Genomic DNA, 22,931 nt, shown 5'->3' with positions numbered 1-22,931 from the left:
CGACGAACCATCAATGAAAATCCCGCGAGCGCGGAAGAATGCGGACATTGCGCGGATGGCGCATTTTGTGAGCCGGGCTCCCCGAATGCGCCTTCTGTTCTTCTTCCAGCGGCTCGATAACATCCGCACCGGGAGGGATCGGATGCTTTCCGCCAAGCGCGTCGTTGGCGAGATTCATCAACTCATGAGAGCGATCGAACAGGCGTTCCGCCACCAGATGAACGACCTTGTCGGGGCTGCTCTGAATGGTCCCCTGTACTTCGATCAGCCGCGCACCCATCACTTCCTTGCGAAATAGCTCCATCACCTTCGGCCACACGACGATGTTGGCAATGCCTGTCTCGTCCTCCAGCGTCATGAACACCACACCCTTGGAGCTGCCGGGCCGCTGCCGGACCAGCACCACCCCTGCACAGCGCACCCGCTGCCTGTCATGGGCATGAGCGACCGTTTCGCACGCCACCACGCCCTCATCCGCAAACTTCGGCCGCAGGAATTCCATCGGATGCCCTTTCAGCGACAACCGGATGGTCTGATAGTCGGCCACCACCTGCTCGGGCAGCGGCATTTCGGGCAAAGGCTGCGCAGCTTCATCCGGCTGCTCGCGTGTTGCCGTACTCTCGAACAACGGCAGCGGGACATCGTCCGGCAATCGCCGCACTGTCCACAGTGCTTCACGGCGATCGAGACCGAGCGAGCGGAATGCGTCGGCGTCCGCCAGCAGGATCAGTGCACGCTTGGGCAATCGCGTCTCGCGGGCGAAATCTTCCAGTGAGGCAAACGGTTTGCGCATCCGCGCGGCGACGATGCGCTGATCCCAATAATCCTCACGGGACCTTGCTCTGCTTTTCGCAGCGGCAGACCTCGCATTGTCCAATTTTTCCTCGTCCGGATCGTACACCTCGAAGCCGTCGACTTGCCGGAAGCCAAGCCGCACGGCGCAATATTTTCCGATCTGCTCTTCGAGAGTGTTCTGCCCAAAACTGAGCGACACATCGATCTCGCGCACTTCGACGTTATTCTTGCGCGCATCGCCGACGATCTGCGCCGGCGCATAGAAACCCATCGGCTGCGAATTCAGCAGACCGCAACAGAATGCATCCGGGTGATAGTGCTTGAGCCAGGACGACACGTAGACAAGCTGCGCGAAGGCAGATGCGTGGCTTTCCGGAAATCCGTAACTGCCGAACCCCTTGATCTGATCAAAGCAACTGATCGCGAATTGCGGATCATAACCGCGCTCAATCATGCGATCGACCATTCGCCGCTCGAATTTCGGCATGGTCCCCACATTGCGGAACGTAGCCATGGCACGGCGTAAGCCGTTGGCTTCTTCGGAGGTGAACTCTGCCGCCGCCATGGCGATCCGCATCGCCTGCTCCTGAAACAGCGGGATGCCCAGCGTCTTGTAAAGGATTTTCTCGAGTTCGTCCTTGTCGCCGTATTCCGGTGACGGCGACGGATAGCTGACCTGGATCTCCCCGTTTCGCCGCTTGAGATAAGGATGAACCATGTTGCCCTGAATCGGCCCAGGCCGGACGATGGCGACTTCGATCACGAGGTCATAGAACGTTCGCGGCTTCAGGCGCGGCAACATGTTCATCTGTGCACGGCTCTCGACCTGAAACACGCCAAGGGATTCACCCCGGCACAGCATATCGAAAACCGGACCGCTATCCTTGTTTTCCGATTTGATATCCGAAAGCTGGTAACGCCTGCCCTTGTGATCCGCGATCAGGTCGAAACACTTTCGGATACAGGTCAGCATGCCGAGCGCCAGCACATCGACCTTCATCATCTTCAACGTGTCGATATCGTCCTTGTCCCACTCGATAAAGGTACGGTCATCCATGGCGGCGTTGCCGATGGGCACGTAAGTATCGAGACTGTCCTGCGTCAGCACATAGCCGCCGACATGCTGTGAGAGATGGCGCGGGAATTCGATCAGTTCGGTGGCGAGTTCGACAGCACGGCGGATCATGCCGTTCTGCGGGTCGAACCCCGCCTGCCGGATCTGCATGTCGCTGACACCGTCGCCCCAGCTTCCCCAGACCGTATCGGCGAGCGCTGCGGTGACATCCTCCGTCAATCCCAGCGCCTTGCCGACGTCGCGAATGGCGCTACGCGGCCGATAGTGGATGACGGTGGCGACAATCGCCGCGCGGTGGCGGCCATAGCGCCGGTAGATATACTGCATCACCTCTTCGCGCCGCGAATGTTCGAAGTCGACATCGATATCCGGCGGCTCAAGGCGCTCTTCGGAGATGAAGCGTTCGAACAGCACATCGGTTGCGGCGGGATTCACCGAGGTAATGCCGAGCACATAGCAGACAGCCGAATTCGCCGCCGAGCCTCGCCCCTGACAGAGGATATTCTGACCGCGCGCGTAATGCACGATGTCGTGCACGGTGAGAAAATAGTGCGCATATCCCAGCTTCTCGATCAGACGCAGTTCCTTATTGAGAGTCCCCTCCAGTTTTTCATCGATTCCGCCGGGGAAATATCTCGCCACACCCGCCCACGTCAGGTCTTCTAGGTGCCCTTGCGCCGTCTTGCCCGGCGGCACGGGTTCGTCGGGATAGCGATACTTCAGTTCATCCAGCGTGAATGTGATGCGGTCGGCGAAACGCATGGTTTCTGCAATCGCCTCCGGCAGATCGCGAAACATCCGCGCCATCTCGAAGCCCGGCTTCAGATGCCGCTCGGCATTGGCCTGAAGTTTTTTCCCGGCGGCATGGATCGTGGTTTTTTCCAGAATGCAGGTCAGAACGTCCTGCAGCGAACGTCGCGCGGGATGGTGGTAAAGTACCTCATTGGTCGCCAGCAGCGGCACGCGGGCGGTGGAAGCAACACGTTGCAGTTTCGCCAGACGCCGTGTGTCGTCGCCGCGATACAGCAGGCTTGCCGCGAGCCATATGCCTTTTGCTCCGGCACGGCTTCGCTGCAACCGGTCGAGCACTTTCAATACCGCTGCCGATTCGAAGCGATGCGGCAGCGACAGGACGAGCAATTGCCCTTCTGCAAAATCCAGCAGATCATCGAAGGTGAGATGACACTCGCCCTTCTCTGCTCTGAGCTTGCCGCGCGTCAGCGACTGGCACAGCCGGCCGTAGGCGGCGCGGTCGCGCGGATAGACCAGAATATCCGGCGTCCCATCCATGAAGACGAGGCGCGATCCGATCAGCAGCCTGGGCTTGAATTTGACATCGGGATTCTCGAGTTCCTTGTAAGCGCGCACCACGCCGGCCAATGTGTTGCGGTCAGCAATTCCAATGACCGGCAGAAGAAAACCGCTGGCCTGATGCACATATTCCTGCGGCTGCGAACCGCCGCGCAGGAACGAGAAATTCGTCGTGATTCCGATTTCCGCATAGTCGGTGGCTTTCATGCGAACAGCCCATGCACGAACCATTTGGGAGGAACGGGTTCGTCCTTTTCAGATACAGGTTCGTTGTAGAGGCCATCGCGGTAAATCCAGAAGCGCATCCCCTCCGCATCCTCGACACGGAAATAATCACGCGTCAGCGCTTCATCCTTGTGTCTCCACCATTCCATGGCGATGCGCTCGGGTCCCTCTACCCGCACCACGGCATGGGTCGCGCGCCGCCATGTAAACCGGGGTGGAGGTCCGTCAGGAACTGCGGCAGCAGTCACCTTGATTTCTTCCGGCCTCTCGAACAGCCGCAGCGGGCGCAGCGGCGGCTCGGCTTCGACACGCGCGGGCCAGTCTGCAATTGCGGCGGCGGCGAGATATTGCTGCGCAGGCGCGGCGATTGCTGCGCGCTCGGGAATGTGCGTGTCCTGCGGCAGATGCACCACGACACGCTTGCCGCCGATGCGTGCGGCAATGCGGTCGACCAGCGCCACCACCTCGTCATTGTCACGGGTTCGGGTATCGAAATCGCGCTGCTCCTGCACCACGATCTCGACGCGGCTGGCTGATAACCGGATCAGATCGAACCCGAAGCCGGGATCGAGCGGATCGGCCAGCGCATCGAGCCGTTCGCGAAACAGACGATCGACGACATTGACCCTGGTGACCGGCTGTCCGGTCTCCACCGTGATCGTGCGCACCGCGCCGTCGGTGCGAAAGAAACTCGCCTCCAGCCGCCGCGCACCCTTGCCCTGCTTGTCCATGGCGGCGACCAGCATTTGCGCCAGACCCGAAAGGATTGCCGCGATCACGTTTCCGGTCGCGACCGGTTCGGCGAAGCGCTTCTCCACCATGAAATCCGGCAGCGGCTTGCGGGGCGAAATCGGCGCATCGGCCTGCCCCAACGCCTGCTGCAACAAATTCACGAATGCCGCGCCGAAGCGTGCGGCAAGTTCATGCGGCGCGCGCGCCGCGACATCGCCGATCGTTTTCAGGCCGGCGCGGCGCAAGCCTCGCGTGATCGCATCGTCAGCGCCGAGCGCGAACACCGGGAGTGGATTGACGGCACGCGCCTCCTCTCCATCGGGCACGATACAGCTTCGCGCCGCCCGCGCCACGGTACGTGCACAAACGGGCGTGCCGGCAATCGCCGCGTTCACGATAAAGCCTTGCCGGGCCAGCGATGCGCAAACGCTGCGCAACATCGCGGCCTCGCCCCCGAACAGATGCGCGCAACCGCTGATATCGAGCAGCAACCCATGAGGCGGATCGAGCGCGACCAGCGGCGTGAAGCGGTCACACCAGTCGGCGATGGCTTCCAGCAGATTTGCATCCGCGGCCTCATCCGCGTCGAACACCTGCACATCGGGACAAACCGCGCGCGCATTCGCCAGCGGCAGTCCGGCTTCAAGGCCGGATGTCACGGCTGCGTCGTTCAGCGCCGTAATTTGCAGCGCGTTGTTCAGCCTGGAGACGACGACACACGGGCGCGCATCATCCGGCGCGGCGTCTTGCCCCGAAAGCTGGCGCTTCAATCGATCGGTCGGCAGGCGCGGCAGCCACAGGCTGAGAATGCGCCGCCGATTCACGGAAGAGGCCTTCATCGCATTTCCACTCCATGATCCATTGTCCGGTCTCGCCGTGACGATTGCGAACAAGCCGTGCGTCCAGCGTCGGCGCGCCCCACGCTTCCGTCGCAGGTGATGACGGTGCAGCACGCACCACCCATCGCGTTTCCGCCGTGCTGGCGGACGGTGTGGCGGCCGTGCGCAGCACAAGGCACGTGACATTCGAGGCACGCGCGGCCAGCGTGAGCCTGCGGCTCGCGACCAGATCGAGCGCACGCACCTCGCCCCAGACATCCAGCACCACCGCGCCGAGCGCATCGCAGGCGATCGCATCGCTCGCCGCGCGCAGTGCCGTCTCGGCATCTGCGGCCCGCACTGTCACCAGCAGACGCGGATCGAGCCCGAGTTCATTGAGGCCGCTCAGCGACAGCGCGCCGGATTCACGTTCCATGAAGTCCTGCCGGACCAACACCAGCGGCCGCCGCCCGGCCAGACGATGCGCAAGACCTGCGATAAAACCCGTCGCCGCCGCGCCATGGCGCCCACCCTCGGCGAACACCTCATGCAATGCGCCGCGCACCAGCCCGCCCTGCAACACGGCATCGGCGCCCGTATGGCCCATCGCCACGCGCACAAGCCCACCGGCCTCGCCCTCAAGGCGGCCGATGGTCCCCCGCAGGGACGCAAGCGTGTTCATGCGTGCGCCGGTCATGCGCCGCTCCTGGAATTTCTGGCCCGCCGTCCGAAGTGACTGAACGAATGACGGACTTACTTGTTCATGATATGTTCTAATATAAAGCTAAGAGCGAACGGAGAGTCAACCGGACTTTGGGACGGCCTCTTTCTTTAACGAAAACAATGAGATTTGATCCATGGACGTTCAGCGCAAACTCGAGATCCTGGCGGACGCTGCCAAATACGATGCTTCCTGCGCTTCCAGCGGGACGGAAACGCGCGACAGCCGCAACGGCAAGAGCATGGGCTCGACCGATGCCGGTATGGGCATCTGCCATTCCTATGCGCCGGATGGCCGCTGCATTTCGCTGCTGAAAATCCTGCTGACCAACGCCTGCAACTACGATTGCCTCTATTGCATCAACCGCGCGTCCTCGAATGTTCAGCGCGCGCGCTTCACCGTGGAGGAAGCCGTCAAGCTGACACTCGATTTCTACCGGCGCAATTATATCGAAGGACTGTTTCTCTCCTCAGGCATCATTCGCAGTCCGAACTACACCATGGAGCAGGTGGTCCGCGTCGCGCGCAGCCTGCGCGAAGATCATCATTTCCGCGGCTACATCCACCTGAAGACAATCCCTGAAGCCGATGACGCGCTGATCGCCGAGGCCGGGAAATATGCCGACCGCCTCAGCATCAACATCGAAGTGCCGACGGAGAGCAGTCTCTCGAAACTCGCGCCGGAAAAAGACGTACGCGCCATCCGGCGAACCATGGGCCGGCTCCGGCTCAGGCTCGATGAAGCGCAAGAAACAAAGAAGGACAAACGAGCGCCGCGCTTCGCGCCCGCTGGTCAAAGCACACAGATGATCGTGGGCGCTGATACCTCGAACGATCAAACCATTCTGGAAACCAGCGCCAATCTCTACGGCTCCTATAAACTCAAGCGCGTCTATTATTCGGCATTCAGTCCAATTCCCGATGCCAGCCGCAGCCTTCCCTTGCAGGCGCCGCCGCTGATACGCGAGCATCGGCTGTATCAGGCCGACTGGCTGCTGCGGTTTTACGGGTTCGATCTCGGCGAGATCACCGATCCGCTCGAAGGCGGCATGCTGCCTCTCGACATCGACCCGAAACTTGCGTGGGCTTTACGCCATCGCGAACGCTTTCCGCTCGACGTCAATCGCGCCAGCCGCGAGGATTTGCTGCGTGTTCCCGGCTTCGGCGTGAAAACCGTTGATCGCATTATTTCCGCGCGCCGCGTCACCAACCTGTGCAGCGCCGATCTCGCACGCCTGCGCGTTCCTCGGAACAAGGTGCTGCCCTTTATCGTTCTTCCTGACCACAAGCCGCCAGCGCAACTCCTCGACAGCAACCGTCTGCTGCAATTGTTCCGTCCGCCGGCAACGCAAATGGGATTCGGATTTTAGATTGCACGTCATCAGCCTCGACAACGAAACGGACTTCGACGGGTGGCGCAATGCTGCGCGGACCCTCGCATCGAACGGCATCGCGCCGAACGATGTGACATGGACCGTGGCAGGGGGAGACGCGGGCCTGTTCGCGCCTTCCGCGATCCCCGTCTTCGATACGGAACAGTCATTCAACGTGCCCGCTGCTTTCGTGCAACTCGCAAAAACCGCGATCCTCAATCGTAATCCGGAGCGCTTTGCGTTGCTGTATGGCCTGCTTTGGCGATTGCGGACGCACCCGCGCCTGATGGGTGCGGCAACCGATGCCGATGTTGTCCGGGTGCAGTCCCTTGCGAAAGAGGTTCGCCGCGACGAGCACAAGATGCATGCCTTCGTCCGGTTTCGCGAATTCGGCCGGGGCAACGATTTTCGCTTCGTCGCATGGTTCGAGCCCAACCATCATATCGTGGAACTGGCTGCACCATTCTTCGAGCGCCGTTTCGCCGATATGGCGTGGTCGATTCTCACACCGGATCGCTGCGCGCACTGGGACGGGTGCAAGACGATCTTCACACCTGGCGCGGTGAAATCAGACGCGCCCTCCAGTGATCCGCTCGAAGACATCTGGCGCACCTACTACGCAAACATCTTCAATCCCGCACGGCTCAAGATCAAAGCCATGCAAGCGGAAATGCCTAAGAAATACTGGCGGAACCTTCCCGAGGCCCCGCTGATTGATACGTTAATTGCAAAAGCCGGACTCATGACGCAGGCCATGATCGACAGCGAGGCTTCAGTGCCGCGCGCATCGCAGCAACGGAGGGATAAACCGATGAAATCACCATCGGTCCATACAAAGCCCGGCAGCCTCGCTACAATCCGCGCCGAAGCCGCCAGTTGCCGTGCCTGTCATCTCTGGAAGGATGCGACCCAGACCGTGTTCGGCGAAGGCTCGGAAAATGCGCCAATCATGCTGGTCGGCGAACAACCCGGCGACAAAGAAGACCTTGCCGGCAAGCCGTTCGTCGGCCCCGCCGGACAGGTCCTCAACCGCGCACTGGAGGAAGCCGGACTCGACAGGGACAAGGTGTATGTCACCAACGCGGTGAAACATTTCAAATTCGTGCCGCGCGGAAAAATCCGCCTGCATCAGAAACCGAATACACCTGAAATCAAAGCCTGCCGGCCATGGTACGAGCGCGAACTCGCGTCGATTAAACCTGCCCTGGTGGTCGCGATGGGCGCAACGGCCGCGCAAAGCGTGTTCGGCAAAATGACGCCGATCGGCAAGAATCGCGGACGCCTGATTGATCTCAATGAAGCCGGAGCCGAGAGGAAGGTGCTGGTCACAGTTCACCCGTCCTATCTGCTGCGGCTGCCTGACGAAGACGCCAAAGCGCGCGAGTATGCCAACTTCGTGAAAGACCTGAAGCTTGCAGCCTCGTTCCTACACAAGCTGAAGGCGGCGTAAACCCCTCTCCCCGCAAGCGGAGAGAGGGAAAAATAGATCACGCAGCAAGCGCTTCGGAATTCACAGCACCTTCAGCGAGCGCCGTGAGGTCCTTATCAGTCTTACGTTCCTGCTGGAGCGTTTCGTCCAACAATTTCACGGCTTCGTTCATGCCAAGCTGGGTAGCCCAGGCTTTGAGCGTGCCGTAACGCGACATTTCATAATGTTCCACTGCCTGCGCGGCTGCCAGCAATCCGGCATCGAGCGCTTCGGTGCCTTTGTATTCGTCCATGATCTCCTTGCCCTCGTCGAGGATTCCCATGATCGCATCACAGGTTTTGGCCTTCGCGGGCTTGTCGATCAGCTTGAACACCTGCTCGAGGCGATCGACCTGGCCTTCGGTTTCGCCATGATGTTTCTTGAATGCGGCGCTCAGGTCTGCCGACTGAGCTGCCTTGGCCATCTTCGGCAATGCCTTTAAAATCTGCTTCTCCGCGAAGTAGATGTCCTTGAGCGTGTCATGAAACAGATCGTTGAGATCCTTATCGTTCGGCACAGCTCGCTTTGCGGCCATCCGCTTCGGTGCGGATTTCTTCGCTGATTTCCTGACCGATTTTTTGGCTGACTTCTTCGCCGATTTCCTCGCTGCCATTGTCCCACTCCGCATGTTTGACGGGATCGTTCCCGCCTCTCAACGCGATGTGATGATCATGGTTCCGAACAGGATGCACCGTCCGGTAGCGACTCGTCGTCAGCCTGCGAGCTGGCTTTCGACCAGCTTGATCCAGTAGGACGAGCCATAGACGATGGCGTCGTCGTTAAAATTGTAGGCCGGATGATGCAGCCCCGCGCTGTCGCCGTTACCGATAAAGATAAAGGCGCCCGGACGCGCTTCCAGCATATAGGCGAAGTCCTCCGCCCCCATCACCGGCGGTATCTCGGAACTGACATTGCCCTCGCCTGCGACGTCGGCCGCGACGCGGGCGGCAATACCCGTTTCAGCAGGATGATTGACCAGCACCGGATAACTGCGCTCGTAATCCAGCGTGATCTTCGCGCCCGAGAGCTGCGCCACCCCGTTCACAACTTCCCGTACCCGCTGTTCGATCAGATCCCGCACCTCGGGCGTCAGCGTTCGTGCCGTGCCGAACAGTTCCGCGGTCTGCGGAATCACGTTGCGGGCGTTGCCCGCGTGGAACTCGCAAATCGAAATCACCGCAGCATCCAGGGGATCGACGCTCCGGGACACGATCGACTGCAGGGCGGTAATGAGCTGCGCGCCGACCAGCACCGAGTCGATGCTCTTGTGCGGGCGCGCGGCATGGCCGCCAAGGCCCTCGATATGAATGTTGATGTGATCGGTCGCCGCCATCGCAGGTCCAACGCGCGTGGCAAACGTGCCGATCGGCATGCCCGGCGAGTTATGCATGCCGTAGACCTGCTCGATCTTGAAACGGTCCATCAGGCCGTCCTTGATCATCGCCTCGGCGCCCGCCCCGCCTTCTTCGGCCGGCTGGAAAATCATCACGGCATCGCCGGCGAAATTCCGCGTCTCCGCAAGATAGCGCGCCGCGCCGAGCAGCATCGCGGTGTGACCGTCGTGACCGCAGGCGTGCATCTTCCCCGGCACTGTCGAGCGATAAGCCACGCCGGTTTCTTCCTCGATCGGCAGTGCATCCATGTCGGCCCGCAATCCGATCGCTTTCAGATCGCCGCCATTGACCGGCTTTCGCCCCTTGATGACGCCGACCACGCCGGTGCGTCCAAGGCCGGTCGCGACCTCATCGCAACCAAATTCCCGCAACCGGTCGGCGACGAATGCCGCGGTGCGGTGCACATCGTACATCAATTCCGGATGTGCATGCAGATCGCGGCGCCATCCCATGATTTCGGGTTGCAGATCGGCGACGCGGTTCAGAATGGGCACGGCATAACCTCACAGGCTCAGGACAGCAAAAACTAGCATGAGCCCGCGGAGGACCCAACATCCGCGCAAACGGGACTTGCGCGGAACCATACTGTACAGCGAACCCTGCCCGGGGCCATAAGAAGAAAAGCGTTCAATTTGACCAGAGAAAATGCAGGACAGGGAATGGCGAAACGTCTCGAGGGGGATTTCGACTATATCGTCGTCGGCGCCGGTACCGCCGGCTGCATCGTCGCCAACCGCCTCTCCGCCGATCCGCGCAAGCGCGTCCTGATTCTGGAGGCCGGCGGCAAGGACAACTGGATCTGGTTTCACATTCCGGTCGGCTACCTCTTTGCCATCGGCAATCCCCGCTCCGACTGGATGTTCAAGACCGAGCCGGAAGCCGGTCTCAATGGGCGTGCGCTGGCCTATCCGCGCGGCAAGGTGATCGGCGGATCGTCGGCCATCAACGCCATGATCTCCATGCGGGGACAAGCGGCGGATTACGATCACTGGCGGCAACTCGGACTGACCGGCTGGGGCTGGGACGATGTGCTTCCTGCGTTCAGGAAACTCGAAGATCATTTCCTCGGCGAAAGCGAACACCACGGCGTCGGCGGCGGCTGGCGAATCGAAGCGCCCCGGCTGTCATGGGCCGTGCTCGATGCGGTTGCTGAAGCCGCGCATGAGATGGGAATTCGCAAGACTCCGGATTTCAACACCGGCGACAACGAGGGCGTCGGATACTTCCACGTCAATCAGAAACGCGGCCGGCGCTGGTCCTCCGCGCGCGGGTTTCTGAAGCCCGCACTGTCGCGGCCCAACCTGCGGCTGGAGACCAATGTGCTGGTCGACAGGGTGATCGTCGAGAACGGCCGCGCGGTCGGTGTGCGCTTCCGTCAGAACGACGAAACCATCGAGGCCCGCACGCAGGGCGAAGTCATCCTGTGCTCGGGGTCCGTTGGATCGACTCAGGTCTTGCATCGCTCCGGCATCGGCCCGCAGGAATGGCTGTCGCCGCTCGGCATCGAGCCCGTGCTCGACCGGCAGGGCGTCGGCCGCAACCTGCAAGATCATTTGCAGCAGCGCGCGATCTACAAGGTCGAGGGCGTGCGTACGCTGAACGAGACCTATTACAATCTGTTTCGGCGCGGCTGGATGGGCGTCGATTATCTGCTGCGGCGGCGCGGACCTTTGACCATGGCGCCGTCGCAACTCGGCATCTTCACGCGCTCGGACCCGCGGCAGGAACGCGCCAACATCCAGTTTCACGTCCAGCCGCTGTCGCTGGATAAATTCGGCGAACCGCTGCACCGCTTCCCGGCCATCACCATCGCCGCCTGCAATCTGCGCCCGACCTCACGCGGCACCATCCGCATCAAATCCGATGTTCCGGATCAGGCTCCGGCGATCGCGCCGAATTATCTGTCCACACCTGAAGACCGTCAGGTCGCCGCCGACGCCATCCGCGTCACGCGCAAGCTGATGAAGCAGCATGCGCTGAGCAACTATCATCCAAGCGAGTATCTGCCCGGCCCGTCAGTAGGCGATGACGATGCGTCACTGGCGAAAGCTGCGGGCGATATCGGCACCACGATCTTTCATCCTGTCGGCACCGCGAAGATGGGAAGCGCCAGCGATCCCCTCGCCGTGGTCGACGAACGCCTTCGCCTTCACGGCCTCAAGGGATTGCGTGTCGTCGATGCGTCGGTGATGCCGACGATCACATCGGGCAACACCAACACGCCGACGGCGGTGATCGCGGAAAAGGGCGCGGCGATGATCGTCGCCGACGCCAAATAATCACGGCCTGATCGCCATTTTCGCCACGCCGGGCGTGCGCAGCGGCTCGGCCAGCCTTGCGAACTCGCAGAGCAGCGAGCGGGTCTTGCGCGGGTCGATGATCTCCTCGACCCAGAATTTTTCCGCTGATCGGAACGGTGACCGCAGCTTGTTCAGCCGGTCCTCGATCTCGGCCAGCTTTGCCTTGGGGTCTTCGGCGGCGTCGATGTCGGCCCGGTAAGCCGCCTCAATGCCACCCTCCAGCGGCAGCGAGCCCCAATAGGCCGACGGCCACGCATACCGCAACGAGAACCGGCCCGCCGGCTGATGAACGACACCCGCCACGCCGAACGAGTTGCGGACGATGATCGTGCACCACGGCACCGTGGTCTGATTGACGGCTGTCATCGCACGCACGCCGTGGCGGATTGTTGCGGCCTTCTCGGCTTCAAGTCCGATCATGAAGCCGGGGCAATCCATCAGATAAACCACCGGCAGGTGGAAGGTTTCCGCCAGATCGACGAAGCGCACCACCTTCTGGCACGCATCGGCGGTCCACGACCCGCCGTAAATATAAGGATCGCTCGCCAGCAGCAGCACGGCACGGCCATCAAGGCGCGCGAAACCGGTGATCACCGAGCGCCCGAAATTCTGGCCCATCTCGAAGAACGATCCCTTGTCGACCACGGACTCGATGATCGGCCGCATCTTGTAGATCTGCTTGCGGCTGCGCGGCACCACGTTGAGCAGCGCCTCGTCACTACGCTCGGGATCGTCATCGCAGGGTGTCGTGGGCGGCAGATCGAATACCGATGACGGGAGGTATGACAGAAATTTCCGCGCGCACTCGAATGCCTCTTCTTCGGTATCGACCGCATGATCGACCGCGCCGGCCTTGGTCTGAATCTGCCAGCCGCCGAGCTCCTGCTTGTCGAGCGATTGTCCGAGACGCGCCACCACCGGCGGGCCGGCGACGAACATCGCAGATGATTTGGTCATGACGGAATAATGACTGGCTGCGAGACGCGCCGCGCCGAGCCCTGCCACGGAGCCGAGACCGAGACCGACCACAGGCACCCGCGCCATGTTCGCGGTCGTGTACCAGTACCAGGTCGTTCCCCCCACGCCGCCCGGCAGGTTCGCAGCGCCCTTGGTTTCAATCGTCTTGACCGAGCCGCCGCCACCGGAGCCTTCGATGACGCGGATGATCGGCAAGCGAAAATCGTGCGCCATCTGCTCCGCCATGGTCGGCTTGGCAGAAATCGATGCGTCCGCGGAGCCGCCACGAACGGTGAAGTCATCGCCTACGACGACGACAGGGCGATTCTCGATCTTGCCGCGGCCGAACACACAGTTGGCGGGAGTGAGCGTCTTCAGCTCATTCTTCTCGTCATACTCCGCGATGCCTGAAATCGCGCCCATCTCGTGAAAGCTCTTCGAATCGACAAGCTTGTCGATGCGCTCGCGCACGGTGAGTCGACCCTGATCGTGCTGCCTCTTGACCTTGTCGGCGCCGCCCATTTCTTTTGCAAAAGCTTCACGCCGCGCGAGTTCGTCAAGTTCAGGCTTCCAGTTCATCATCACTCCTTGCCGTACGCGTTGCGAACGCGCTCATTCTGTTATGCGGAATAAAGTTTCCTCTTGCGGAACACGCTACCTCGGGCAATCTTCCGTCACAATAAAGAAGCCGCGCTTGTAGAGCTTGCTTGCTCTGCTCAAAGCGGATGGGGGAGAAATCAGTGGCGCAGATCAAGATCATCACCGATGTTGCGGGACGCGTTTGCGCGGTCGCGGCCAGTGCCGGTGGCAGCATCGAAAACGGCGGCGATGTCGTGTTCGTCGAAGCAATGAAGATGGAAATTCCCGTCCCCTCGCCTGCCGCGGGGAAAATCACATCGATTCTCGTCGGTATCGACGACGTCGTGGCAGAGGGACAGACGATCGCTCTTCTTGAGACGTGAATCTCGCGAAGCGATCCGTTTCCGCGACAAACTGTCCAGTACACCTTAGTAGGCTTGCAGGCGTTGCACAGGCTCCTGCACGATGACATGATCCGGCAAAATCAAAAACGCGTTTCGCACAGCGAAAGCAATTGGGGAGGGTTATTCATGAAGCGGCATATCACTGCGGTTGCAGCGACGATTCTTGCGGGCTCGGCGATGTCGCCGGCGCTCGCGCAGGACATCAAGCTGCCGACTTCGATGGCGTTCACCGCCTATGACACCGGCACGTCCGGCTTCAACATCGCCGTCGGCGTCGGCAAGATGATGAAGGACAAGTACGGCTCCGACGTTCGCGTGCTTCCGGCCGGCAACGACGTGGCGCGGCTGGCCCCGCTACGCGCAAATCGCGCGGTTCTCGCCTGGATGGGCACGGGCAGCTATTTCGCCCAGGAAGGCGTGTTCGAGTTCGGCGTCAAGGAATGGGGACCCCAGGCGCTGCAGATGACCCTCTCGACCGTCGACTGCAACGGGCTGTCGGTCGGCGTGGCGAAAGACGCCGGTGTCAAGGAGTGGAAGGATTTTCGCGGCAAGCGGCTCGGCTTCGTCGTGGGTTCACCTGCATTGAACCAGAATGCGCTGGCGATCATCGCCTACGCCGGCCTCACCCAGAAAGACGTCAAGATCGTCGAGTTCGCGAGCTACGGCGCGATGTGGAAGGGCGTTATCAATAACGACGCCGACGGCGCGTTCGGTTCGACGGTAACGGGCCCCGCCAAGGAGCTGGAAAGCTCGCCGCGCGGCATTGTCTGGCCGGAATTGCCGGCGGATGACAAAGCCGCCTGGGACCGCGTCAAGAAGGTTGGCGCATTCTTCAATCCCCACAACACGACCTGCGGCGCGGCGATCGACGCTTCTAAACCTCTGAAGCTCGCAACCTACCCCTACCCGATCGCAACGGCTTACGCGACGCAGCCTGCGGACCAGATCTACGGCCTCACCAAGGCAATGATCGTCAACTACGACATGTACAAGGACGCCGCCCCGGGCTCGTCCGGCCTTGATGTCAAGAAGCAGACCAAGCAGTGGGTCATCCCCTATCATCCCGGCGCCGCGAAGGCACTTAAGGAAGCCGGGCAATGGACCGATGCCGACGAAAAATACAACAACGACCTGATCAAGCGGCAAGGCGTTCTGGCGGATGCATGGAAGGCGTACAACACCGCGAGCGCGCCAGCTGAACCGGCAGCCTTCCTCACCGGATGGATGGCAGCGCGCAAGGCAGCCCTTGCAAAGGCAAACATGCCAAACGGTTTTGAGGAATAACCGTTTCGATTCCGCGGACGTCGTCAACATCCCACCTCGGTATCGCAAATGTCAGCTTCGTCCGATAACACCCAAGGCACGGCAGCCGCTTCCGTTGCGGCTGCCGCCGTCAGTACGGCCCCGAAGAAGGTTGTGTTCGACGACCCTCACGCCGGCGTAGGCGGCCTGCAGGAAGCCGAAGTCACGCGTGTGCGAACCCTTCGCGGTGGATGGCGCTGGACGCTGGTCATCGCAACCGCCGCGACCATCCTCCTTTGCATCAACCAGCAATTCACGTTGCGCTTCTTTATCGGCTACACCCAGCTCAACACCGAATACTTCTACCTGCTGATAGCGCTGATGCTGCCGTTCACATTCCTGATTTTCCCGGGAAGCGAGAAGGCTCCGCTCGATCGGATTCCCTGGTACGATGTTGCCCTGTTCATTGCGACGTTCGCTTCTGCGATCTGGCTGATGATGAACATCCGCAAGGCCGCGGCCCTCGGATGGGAGTTCGGAGGCGCACCGACACCGGTGATAGCGGGTGGCCTGGTCATGTGGGCGGTGCTGATGGAAGCGCTGCGTCGCACCGGCGGCTGGAGCTTGCTGCTCTGCGTCTTCCCCTTCACCGTTTATCCGCTGTTTGCGGAATGGTCATGGCTCGGTCCGTTTCGCGGCACCCAGTCCACCATCGAGCAGGCAACGGCCTATCACGTCCTCTCCGGCGAGAGTCTGCTGGGCATTCCGATTCAGGCCTTTGCCGACACGGTGATCGGCTTCCTGGTGTTCGGCACGGCGCTGATGATGACCGGCGCCGGCAAGTTCTTCATCAACATCGCTTTCGCGCTTTGCGGAACATTCCGCGGCGGCGCCGCCAAGGTCTGCATCTTCGCCAGCGGCCTGCTCGGCATGATGTCGGGCTCGATCATTTCCAACGTGCTCACAGCCGGCACCATGACCATTCCGGTCATGAAGAAGAGCGGCTTCCGCGCCTCATATGCCGCCGCCATTGAGGCCTGCGCTTCCACCGGCGCGGTGCTCGCGCCCCCGGTCATGGGGGCGACCGCGTTCGTCATCGCGCAATTCCTGAACGTCAGCTACGCGGAAGTCGCGCTCGCAGCGATTATCCCGGCGGCTCTCTATTATCTCGGACTTTTCATGCAGGTGGATTCCTACGCCGCGCGGCACAACCTCGCGGGCATTCCGCGCTCCGAGTTGCCGCGTGTGTGGGATACCGTGAAGGAAGGCTGGTACTATATTTTCGTCATCGCGCTGCTGATCGTGATGCTCCTGCATTTCAAGCGCGAGAGCCACGCACCCTTTTACGCGACTGCGCTGTTGCTGGTGCTGAATCAGCTGTTCTCCAAGGACACCCGCTGGACGCTTGCCACCATCAGCAAGTTCCTGGAAGTGAACGGGCGCACCTTCGTCGAACTGGTCGGCATCCTCGCGGGCTGCGGCCTGTTGATCGGCGCGTTCTCCATGACAGGCGTTATCTCCAGTCTCGCCAACGATCTGCTCACCATCGCCGGAGACAACGCATTCCTGCTGCTGGTGATGTGCGCCTTTACCAGCCTGGTGCTGGGCCTCGGCCTGACCACAACGGCCTGCTACATCTTCCTCGCCATCCTTGTCGCGCCGGCACTGGAGAAAGTCGGCCTCAACAAGATGGCCGTTCATATGTTCATCTTCTATTGGGGCATGCTGTCATCCATCACGCCCCCGGTCGCGATCGCGTCCTTCGCAGCAGCCGGTATCGCCGGTTCGCCTGCGATGAAGACGGGCTGGGAATCGATGTGGGTCGGCAGCATCATCTACTTCATCCCGTTCTTCTTTGTACTCAACCCCGCGCTCGTGCTGCAGGGCGATGCGCCCTACCTCACAGCGCTTGGCCTGATGGCGCTTGCCGGAATCGGCACCCTGTTCATCTGCGGCGGCATCCAGGGCTACCAGGCTTTCGTCGGCGACTTGCGGCGAACGGGAGCACTGGAGTGGCCGCTTCGGGTGCTGCTGGTTCTCGGAGGATTTGTTCTCGCCACGCCGGGCGGCGGCATCATGCCGATCTCGCAATGGCAGATCACTACGATCGGACTTGTTATTCTGGTTCCAACGCTGATCATCGCCTTCACCCTGGTGCAACGGAACCCCGTTACACCGTCGCAATTGTCAGCGCGCTAGTTGTGAACCGCGATCAATTGTGGCGATAGTTGGCGTTCTATAGCTCGCACGATGCTGTGGCGCGAAAAAACCGTGCATCCACGCCACACCCGGCGAAATACGATGCGTATGCCGCGGCTTGAAGGCTTGTATCTCGCATTCTGATGTGTTCGACCTATAGTCCAGTCAATTCGAACGCTGAATCTTGATAAGGGATACCGATGTTCAAAGCACTTCTTGCGACCACTCTGCTCGTCTCGGCGACCGTTGGCGCCTTCGCACAGGCCCCGGCTCCGCAGCGCGGCGGCACCCCGGAAGAACAGAAAGCCTGTGCTCCCGATGTTTCACGTCATTGCCGCCAGGTGATGAACGATGGCGATTTCGTGATTCTTGGTTGCCTGCAGGCCAACCGCGTCAAGATCAGCAAGAAGTGCGATGCTGTTCTCAAGAGCCACGGCCAGTGAGCCGCCGCATTCTTCCTGACTAGTACCGGATACTAAAATCAGCCTGACCTTTCGTCAGGCTGATTTGCTTGGTCAGGCCGTTTTTCTTGCCGCGTTGTCGACCAAAGTCTTGCCGAGCGACCAGATCGCGCCGGGCACGCGATGGCTGTTTTCGATCACCGTATCGAACGAGCTTGTGATCCAGTTGCAATCTTCCTGCGTGATCGTAAGGGCCGGCAGCAGCTTGATAGTATGGCTGGCGTGGCCGGACACCTGGCTGAGGATCTTGTGATCCTTGAACAGCGGGATCGTGATCAGCTGGCAGAACAGGCCCTTGCTCGCCGCTTCCAGCATGGTCCACGAAGCCTTGAGCGCCAGAGATTTCGGCGGGCCGAACTCGACACCGATCATCAGTCCCTTGCCGCGCACGTTCTTCAACAGCTCGTAGCGCGGGATCATCGCCGACAGGGTCGCGAGCAGCTCGGCGCCGCGCGCTGCTGCGTTCTCGATCACCTTTTCCTGCTTGAGCACTTCCAGCGTCGCGATACCCGCAGCCATGGCAAGATCGTTCTTGGAGAACGTCGATCCGTGCACGACGGCGCGATCCATACGATCGAAGATCTTGTCGAAGATCGCCTTGCGCGTGAGCACGGCTCCGACCGGGACGTGACCGCCGGAGAGTGACTTCGACAGCAACACCATGTCAGGTTCGACATTCCAGTGCTCGACCGCAAGAAAACGCCCGGTGCGACCCATGCCGGTTTGGATCTCGTCGGCAACAAAAATCGTGCCGTAGCGTTTGCAGAGCGCCGCCGCGCCGGCGAGATAGCCGTCGTCAGGCATGTTGACGCCCTTGCCCTGGATCGGCTCGACGATAAAGGCCGCGATCTGGCGGGACACCAGCGCCTTCTCAAGCGCGGCAAGATCATTGAACGGAATCGAGAAGCAGTCCGGCAGCAACGGCCCGAACCCGTCACGGAAATTCTTGTCGCCGGTCAGCGACAGCGAGCCGTAGGACAGTCCATGATAGCCATGGTCGCAATAGACGATACCGGTGCGACCGGTCGCGCCGCGCGCGAACTTGATCGCAGCTTCGACACATTCCGTCCCTGAATTCGCAAAAAACACCTTGTCCAGATATGGCACATGCGCGATCAGGCGCTCGGCCAGAATACCGGCAAGCGTGGACAGGTCGAGCTGCACGAGATTTGGAAGATCGCTGTCCAGGACGCTCTTGAGAGCTTCCTTGACGGTGGGATGATTGCGGCCAAGTGCGAAGACGCCAAACCCGCTCAACAGATCGAGGTAGCGATCGCCGTCGCGGTCGAACAGATACTGGCCCTGCCCGCGCTGAAAACCGACGTCATAGCCAATCGTCTTGAGAACCCGGACGAGCTGCTCATTGAGATATCGCGTATGCAGAGCATTGCGCTGGAATTGGCGGTCCGCGAACATCTCTGAAATGTCTAGATTTGGCTGCATGATGTCATACATACTTCGTTTGTCAGGCTTCTAGTCAACTGAAATTAGTATGTGCGTCGTTTTGTCAATCTCTGGAACAATGAACGACGTTTGTGTTTAAATTGGTTGCAATGCACGCGAGGATTCATGAAGAAACTGGCCTTTGGTGGAATGTTCTTGCTCGCTGCCGCCGGCGCGGCTTCTGCCGCCGAACCGTTGGGCGAATGGCGAGACGAGGACGGCAAGGCGACGATCCGAATCGTCGATTGCAATTCGAGGCTGTGGGGCGTTGTCGCCTCCGAATCCATCCCTGGCGGCCTGGACAAGAATAATCCCGACAAGGCGAAACGGACGCGTCCCCTGCTGGGCATGCCGATTCTCCTGAACATGAAGAAAGTCGAAGACGAGAAGGATAAATGGGAAGGCAAGGTCTACGACGCCACCAGCGGCAAGACCTATGATTCCTCGATCCAGCTCAAATCTGCCAACGCACTGCGCATCGAAGGCTGCGTCGCCATGATCCTTTGCGGCGGGCAGACCTGGACCCGCGTCGCTGAAACCACGCCGGCAGCTCCCGGCGGCGCCAAGACCGGCGCGCCCGGCACCAGTGCCGCTGCGCCGAAGACCCCTCAGCCGTTCCCGACCCCGATCGGGACACCGAAACCGGCCGCTCCGAAGGGCGGCGCGGCAAAGGCGGGATCGGCCGAAACCGCAACCTCCGAGGTATGCCTCCTCCCCGAGATCGCGAACGCGCCTCGCTGACAAACCAGGCTGAGCCGCGCTATTTATCGCGCGGCTTGCCCATGAGCGCCGGCTGAAACAGCACAGCCGCCGCCAGCGTCGTCACCAATGACAGCGCCAGCAACTTGCCCATGCTCGACGTGCCGGGATGGCTCGACAGCCACAGGCTGCCGAACGCCGTCGCAGTCGTCATGGCGCTGAAGAAGATCGCCCGCGTCAGGCTCGACTGCAGCAGGTCGGTCTGCCCCGCCCGCCACGCTGTCACATAGTAGATCTTGAACGCCACGCCGATGCCAAGCAGCAGCGGCAGCGCAATGATGTTGGCGAAGTTCATCGGCAGTCCGATCAGCACGCAGATCTCGAGCGTCACCACACCTGCCAGAACCAGCGGCACCAGCGTCAACAGCACGTCACCGATCCGCTTGAGCACAATCCAGAGCAGGATTGCGATCGATAGCAATGCCCAAAAACCGGCGTGGATGAATGCCCGGACAATGGTGTCGCCGGACTTCAAAATCGAAATCGGGCCACCGATCGCGTCAGGCTGAACCTTCAGGACGGCACCCGCAAACGCGCGCAGCGTGTCGTTGTCGTTGGGGTCACCCTTGGGCTGTGCTTCGACGCGCGTCCGGCCATCAGCAGACGTCCAGTCTTCCAGGATGTCCGGCGGAAGGGTCTTCACGCTCACAGGCTGCGCCTTGAGCAGACCGCGCACCTGATCCAGCGCCACGTTCAACGGTGAGATAAAGGTCGCGGTCGCCTTCTCGCGCGTGGCTTTTTCAGCCTGCGCAAGCTTGTCCAGCGCATTTGCGAGCCGGCGTGCGGCCACCGCACCCGGCCCCTTGTCGTCGCCCGCAGTCTTGCGCAGACTTTCCACCGAGCCCTTCAGAGCGGCGATATTTTCTTCGTCGGACGGTGCCGTGCCGCGCGATGTCTCGTTCAGAATCGGGTTGAGCGATGCTGCGGCCTTGCGGATGATCGCGAGCTTGGCCGGCTGATCGTCCGGAATGAAGGTATCCAGCGACACGGTCCGGGAGACTTCCGGAAGCTTGCTGAGCCGCTCCTGAATTTGCTTCGCCGCAGCCGTGGACGGAGCCATGACCTCGACGGCATTGGTGCCGGTATTGGGATCGCGGCGAAGATCCAGATACGTCGCAACTGACTCAACCTTCGCGCTGCGCAGGTTCATCGGATTGAAGTCGAATTGCAGGAAGTACAGCAACGGCAGACCCAGAACGGCGACGCCGAGTGTCGCTGCGACCACGCCGACGCGATGCTCCTCGAGGAAACGATCGACCGGCGCCAGAAACTTGAAGCCGAGCGGCTCAGCCTCGCCCGGAGGATTCAGAATCTTGAGCAACGCAGGCAGCACGGTGATGGCTGCGATGAACGCGATGATCATGCCAGCGCCGGCAATCTTCCCGAGCTCCGACACGCCTTTGTAATCGGTCGGCAAGAACGAGAGAAACCCGGCTGCCGTCGCCACCGCCGCGAGCGTGAGCGGAACGGCGGAATACTCGGCGGCTTTCTCGAGCGCCGGATCGAGCTGATCGATTTCATGGCGTTCGGCGCGATAGCGCACGCTGTACTGAATGCCGAAGTCGACCCCCAGACCGACGAACAGCACGAAGAACGCGATCGAAATCAGGTTGAACGCACCGACCAGCATCAGCCCGACGGCTGTGGTGATCGACAGGCCGATCACCAGCGTGATGAAAACCGCACCAATGATCTTGGATGACTTCAGCGCACACCACAGGATGAAGAGCACGATCAGGACCGTACCCGTGTGGGTCACAAGCGCCCCTTCCTGCACCGTCGCGAACTCATCATTTGCGATCGGAACCGGCCCCGTGAGACGGACCTTGGCGCTGTAATCCCCCGCGAGTTTGGCGTCTTCGGCCGCCTTGCGAATGGCATCGACCGCGGCGCCGCCCGGCTCCAGGGCCTTGAAGTCGAGCACAGGCCGTATCTGAAGCAGCGCACGGGTGTCGGCGGGCGTCAGCGGCTCGTTGCTGGAGAGTTCCTTCCAGGAGAAGGTCGCCGGCTTGTTCGCCACCACTTTCTCGACGGTATCGGCCACCAGGTTCAGCGGCCGTGCCATGGAATCGCGCGAATACTGTCCCCGCTGGGAACCAGCCAGACCGAACTCCAGAACGCCGGTCAGCCCCCGCAGGCTCGGGTCATCCACCAGAATGTCGAAAAGCGGGGCCGCCGAGGCCAACTGGCCGGTCTGCTTGGCCACCTCGGGGGTCGGCAGGAACAAAAGGCCGTTATTGTCGAAAAAGGCCCCGCCGCCCGGCCGCCTGATCGAAATGAACCTTTCGGTCTGTGGCCGCAACTTCTTCTCAAGGGCGTCGCCGGCCTGCCGGGCGAGTTCCGGCGTCGGCGCCTCCACAACGGCCAGAATCGAGTCGTTTCGGCCCGGAAAGGCCTTTTCGAAGTCGATTTCGCGCTTCCGCCAGTCCAGATTAGGGGAGATGAGCGTTGCAACATCGGTATTGATAGCGAAGTTCCGGTGGGAATAAACGCCTGCCGCGGCAGCCAGAGCCAAGCCAGCCACGAGGACCAGCCATGCATGGCGCGTGCAAAAACGAACAAGCGATACAATAGTCCTTGTCAGCACAGGTTTTCTTTCTATTTCTGGCGGCCAGCTTGGGGTAAGGCAACTGCCGGGGAGGCAAGCCGTTAACTTACTGATGCCTCAAACGATGC

The 22,931-nt window shown here is 61.1% G+C and carries 16 protein-coding genes; 8 read left to right on the top strand and 8 right to left on the bottom strand.

The genetic code is table 11. The annotated features are described in order from the left end of the window. Positions 1-10: 10 nt before the first annotated feature. Genes AC1Q67_RS17225 through AC1Q67_RS17215 form a run of 3 tightly spaced genes read right to left on the bottom strand, consistent with a single transcriptional unit; the run spans position 11 to position 5,653 of the window. Positions 11-3,388: an error-prone DNA polymerase gene (locus AC1Q67_RS17225; RefSeq protein WP_492237096.1), complete on the bottom strand. Its 3,378-nt coding sequence runs from the start codon at positions 3,386-3,388 to the stop codon at positions 11-13. After that, the gene (locus tag AC1Q67_RS17220; RefSeq protein WP_492237097.1) at positions 3,385-4,977 is read right to left on the bottom strand and encodes a Y-family DNA polymerase; all 1,593 of its coding nucleotides are present in this window, start codon (positions 4,975-4,977) and stop codon (positions 3,385-3,387) included. The genes AC1Q67_RS17225 and AC1Q67_RS17220 overlap by 4 nt, the downstream gene beginning before the upstream one ends. Next, on the bottom strand, positions 4,868-5,653 hold the full coding sequence (locus AC1Q67_RS17215; RefSeq protein WP_492237098.1) for an ImuA family protein: 786 nt from the start codon (positions 5,651-5,653) through the stop codon (positions 4,868-4,870). The genes AC1Q67_RS17220 and AC1Q67_RS17215 overlap by 110 nt, the downstream gene beginning before the upstream one ends. A 160-nt stretch (positions 5,654-5,813) precedes the next feature. Here AC1Q67_RS17215 and AC1Q67_RS17210 point away from each other — a divergent pair, with 160 nt between their 5' ends. Both AC1Q67_RS17210 and AC1Q67_RS17205 read left to right on the top strand, forming a co-directional pair. Further along, entirely contained in the window at positions 5,814-7,046 is a 1,233-nt protein-coding gene (locus tag AC1Q67_RS17210) for a putative DNA modification/repair radical SAM protein (protein WP_492237099.1), read from the top strand. Position 7,047: 1 nt separating this feature from the next. Beyond that, entirely contained in the window at positions 7,048-8,499 is a 1,452-nt protein-coding gene (locus AC1Q67_RS17205; RefSeq protein WP_492237100.1) for a UdgX family uracil-DNA binding protein, read from the top strand. A gap of 37 nt (positions 8,500-8,536) precedes the next feature. Here the strand turns inward: AC1Q67_RS17205 and AC1Q67_RS17200 are convergent, their stop codons facing one another. Both AC1Q67_RS17200 and AC1Q67_RS17195 read right to left on the bottom strand, forming a co-directional pair. Beyond that, on the bottom strand, positions 8,537-9,052 hold the full coding sequence (locus tag AC1Q67_RS17200) for a YciE/YciF ferroxidase family protein (RefSeq protein ID WP_492237173.1): 516 nt from the start codon (positions 9,050-9,052) through the stop codon (positions 8,537-8,539). A gap of 177 nt (positions 9,053-9,229) precedes the next feature. Further along, entirely contained in the window at positions 9,230-10,405 is a 1,176-nt protein-coding gene (locus AC1Q67_RS17195; RefSeq protein WP_024573925.1) for a M20 aminoacylase family protein, read from the bottom strand. Between the two features lie 165 nt (positions 10,406-10,570). Here AC1Q67_RS17195 and AC1Q67_RS17190 point away from each other — a divergent pair, with 165 nt between their 5' ends. Next, on the top strand, positions 10,571-12,190 hold the full coding sequence (locus AC1Q67_RS17190) for a GMC family oxidoreductase (RefSeq protein WP_492237101.1): 1,620 nt from the start codon (positions 10,571-10,573) through the stop codon (positions 12,188-12,190). Here AC1Q67_RS17190 and AC1Q67_RS17185 read toward each other — a convergent pair whose 3' ends face one another. Then, entirely contained in the window at positions 12,191-13,747 is a 1,557-nt protein-coding gene (locus AC1Q67_RS17185) for an acyl-CoA carboxylase subunit beta (protein ID WP_024573923.1), read from the bottom strand. A 161-nt stretch (positions 13,748-13,908) separates the two neighbouring features. Here AC1Q67_RS17185 and AC1Q67_RS17180 point away from each other — a divergent pair, with 161 nt between their 5' ends. The 4 genes from AC1Q67_RS17180 (at position 13,909) to AC1Q67_RS17165 (ending at position 18,035) form a co-directional block, all read left to right on the top strand. Continuing rightward, complete coding sequence (locus AC1Q67_RS17180; protein WP_024573922.1) at positions 13,909-14,130, top strand: acyl-CoA carboxylase biotin carboxyl carrier protein subunit; 222 nt, start codon at positions 13,909-13,911, stop codon at positions 14,128-14,130. A gap of 147 nt (positions 14,131-14,277) precedes the next feature. Further along, on the top strand, positions 14,278-15,435 hold the full coding sequence (locus AC1Q67_RS17175; RefSeq protein WP_492237102.1) for a TAXI family TRAP transporter solute-binding subunit: 1,158 nt from the start codon (positions 14,278-14,280) through the stop codon (positions 15,433-15,435). A gap of 48 nt (positions 15,436-15,483) precedes the next feature. Further along, positions 15,484-17,592, top strand: a complete 2,109-nt coding sequence (locus AC1Q67_RS17170; protein ID WP_492237103.1) for a TRAP transporter permease — start codon at positions 15,484-15,486, stop codon at positions 17,590-17,592. A gap of 200 nt (positions 17,593-17,792) precedes the next feature. Then, positions 17,793-18,035 carry a hypothetical protein gene (locus AC1Q67_RS17165; protein ID WP_492237104.1) on the top strand — a complete coding sequence of 81 codons (243 nt, stop codon included), beginning with the start codon at positions 17,793-17,795 and terminating at the stop codon, positions 18,033-18,035. A 72-nt stretch (positions 18,036-18,107) separates the two neighbouring features. Here the strand turns inward: AC1Q67_RS17165 and hpnO are convergent, their stop codons facing one another. Then, on the bottom strand, positions 18,108-19,499 hold the full coding sequence (gene hpnO / locus AC1Q67_RS17160) for an aminobacteriohopanetriol synthase HpnO (protein ID WP_492237174.1): 1,392 nt from the start codon (positions 19,497-19,499) through the stop codon (positions 18,108-18,110). 123 nt (positions 19,500-19,622) lie between these two features. Here hpnO and AC1Q67_RS17155 point away from each other — a divergent pair, with 123 nt between their 5' ends. After that, positions 19,623-20,237, top strand: coding sequence for a DUF2147 domain-containing protein (locus AC1Q67_RS17155; RefSeq protein ID WP_492237105.1), 615 nt, complete (start codon positions 19,623-19,625; stop codon positions 20,235-20,237). A gap of 19 nt (positions 20,238-20,256) precedes the next feature. On the opposite strand, the gene hpnN is transcribed toward AC1Q67_RS17155, so the two are convergent. Next, entirely contained in the window at positions 20,257-22,842 is a 2,586-nt protein-coding gene (gene hpnN / locus AC1Q67_RS17150) for a hopanoid transporter HpnN (protein WP_492237106.1), read from the bottom strand. Positions 22,843-22,931 lie beyond the last annotated feature (89 nt).

The sequence above is a fragment of the Afipia sp. GW823-FHT06G09 genome (assembly GCF_058794875.1).
This window is presented reverse-complemented; position numbering and strand designations above follow the sequence as displayed.

Coding starts and splice junctions, on each gene's coding strand:
- AC1Q67_RS17155 (WP_492237105.1), top strand. CDS start 19,623: ATGAAGAAACTGGCCTTTGGTGGAATGTTCTTGCTCGCTGCCGCCGGC.
- AC1Q67_RS17225 (WP_492237096.1), bottom strand. CDS start 3,388: ATGAAAGCCACCGACTATGCGGAAATCGGAATCACGACGAATTTCTCG.
- AC1Q67_RS17220 (WP_492237097.1), bottom strand. CDS start 4,977: ATGAAGGCCTCTTCCGTGAATCGGCGGCGCATTCTCAGCCTGTGGCTG.
- AC1Q67_RS17190 (WP_492237101.1), top strand. CDS start 10,571: ATGGCGAAACGTCTCGAGGGGGATTTCGACTATATCGTCGTCGGCGCC.
- AC1Q67_RS17185 (WP_024573923.1), bottom strand. CDS start 13,747: ATGAACTGGAAGCCTGAACTTGACGAACTCGCGCGGCGTGAAGCTTTT.
- AC1Q67_RS17210 (WP_492237099.1), top strand. CDS start 5,814: ATGGACGTTCAGCGCAAACTCGAGATCCTGGCGGACGCTGCCAAATAC.
- AC1Q67_RS17165 (WP_492237104.1), top strand. CDS start 17,793: ATGTTCAAAGCACTTCTTGCGACCACTCTGCTCGTCTCGGCGACCGTT.
- AC1Q67_RS17215 (WP_492237098.1), bottom strand. CDS start 5,653: ATGACCGGCGCACGCATGAACACGCTTGCGTCCCTGCGGGGGACCATC.
- AC1Q67_RS17200 (WP_492237173.1), bottom strand. CDS start 9,052: ATGGCCGCAAAGCGAGCTGTGCCGAACGATAAGGATCTCAACGATCTG.
- AC1Q67_RS17170 (WP_492237103.1), top strand. CDS start 15,484: ATGTCAGCTTCGTCCGATAACACCCAAGGCACGGCAGCCGCTTCCGTT.
- AC1Q67_RS17175 (WP_492237102.1), top strand. CDS start 14,278: ATGAAGCGGCATATCACTGCGGTTGCAGCGACGATTCTTGCGGGCTCG.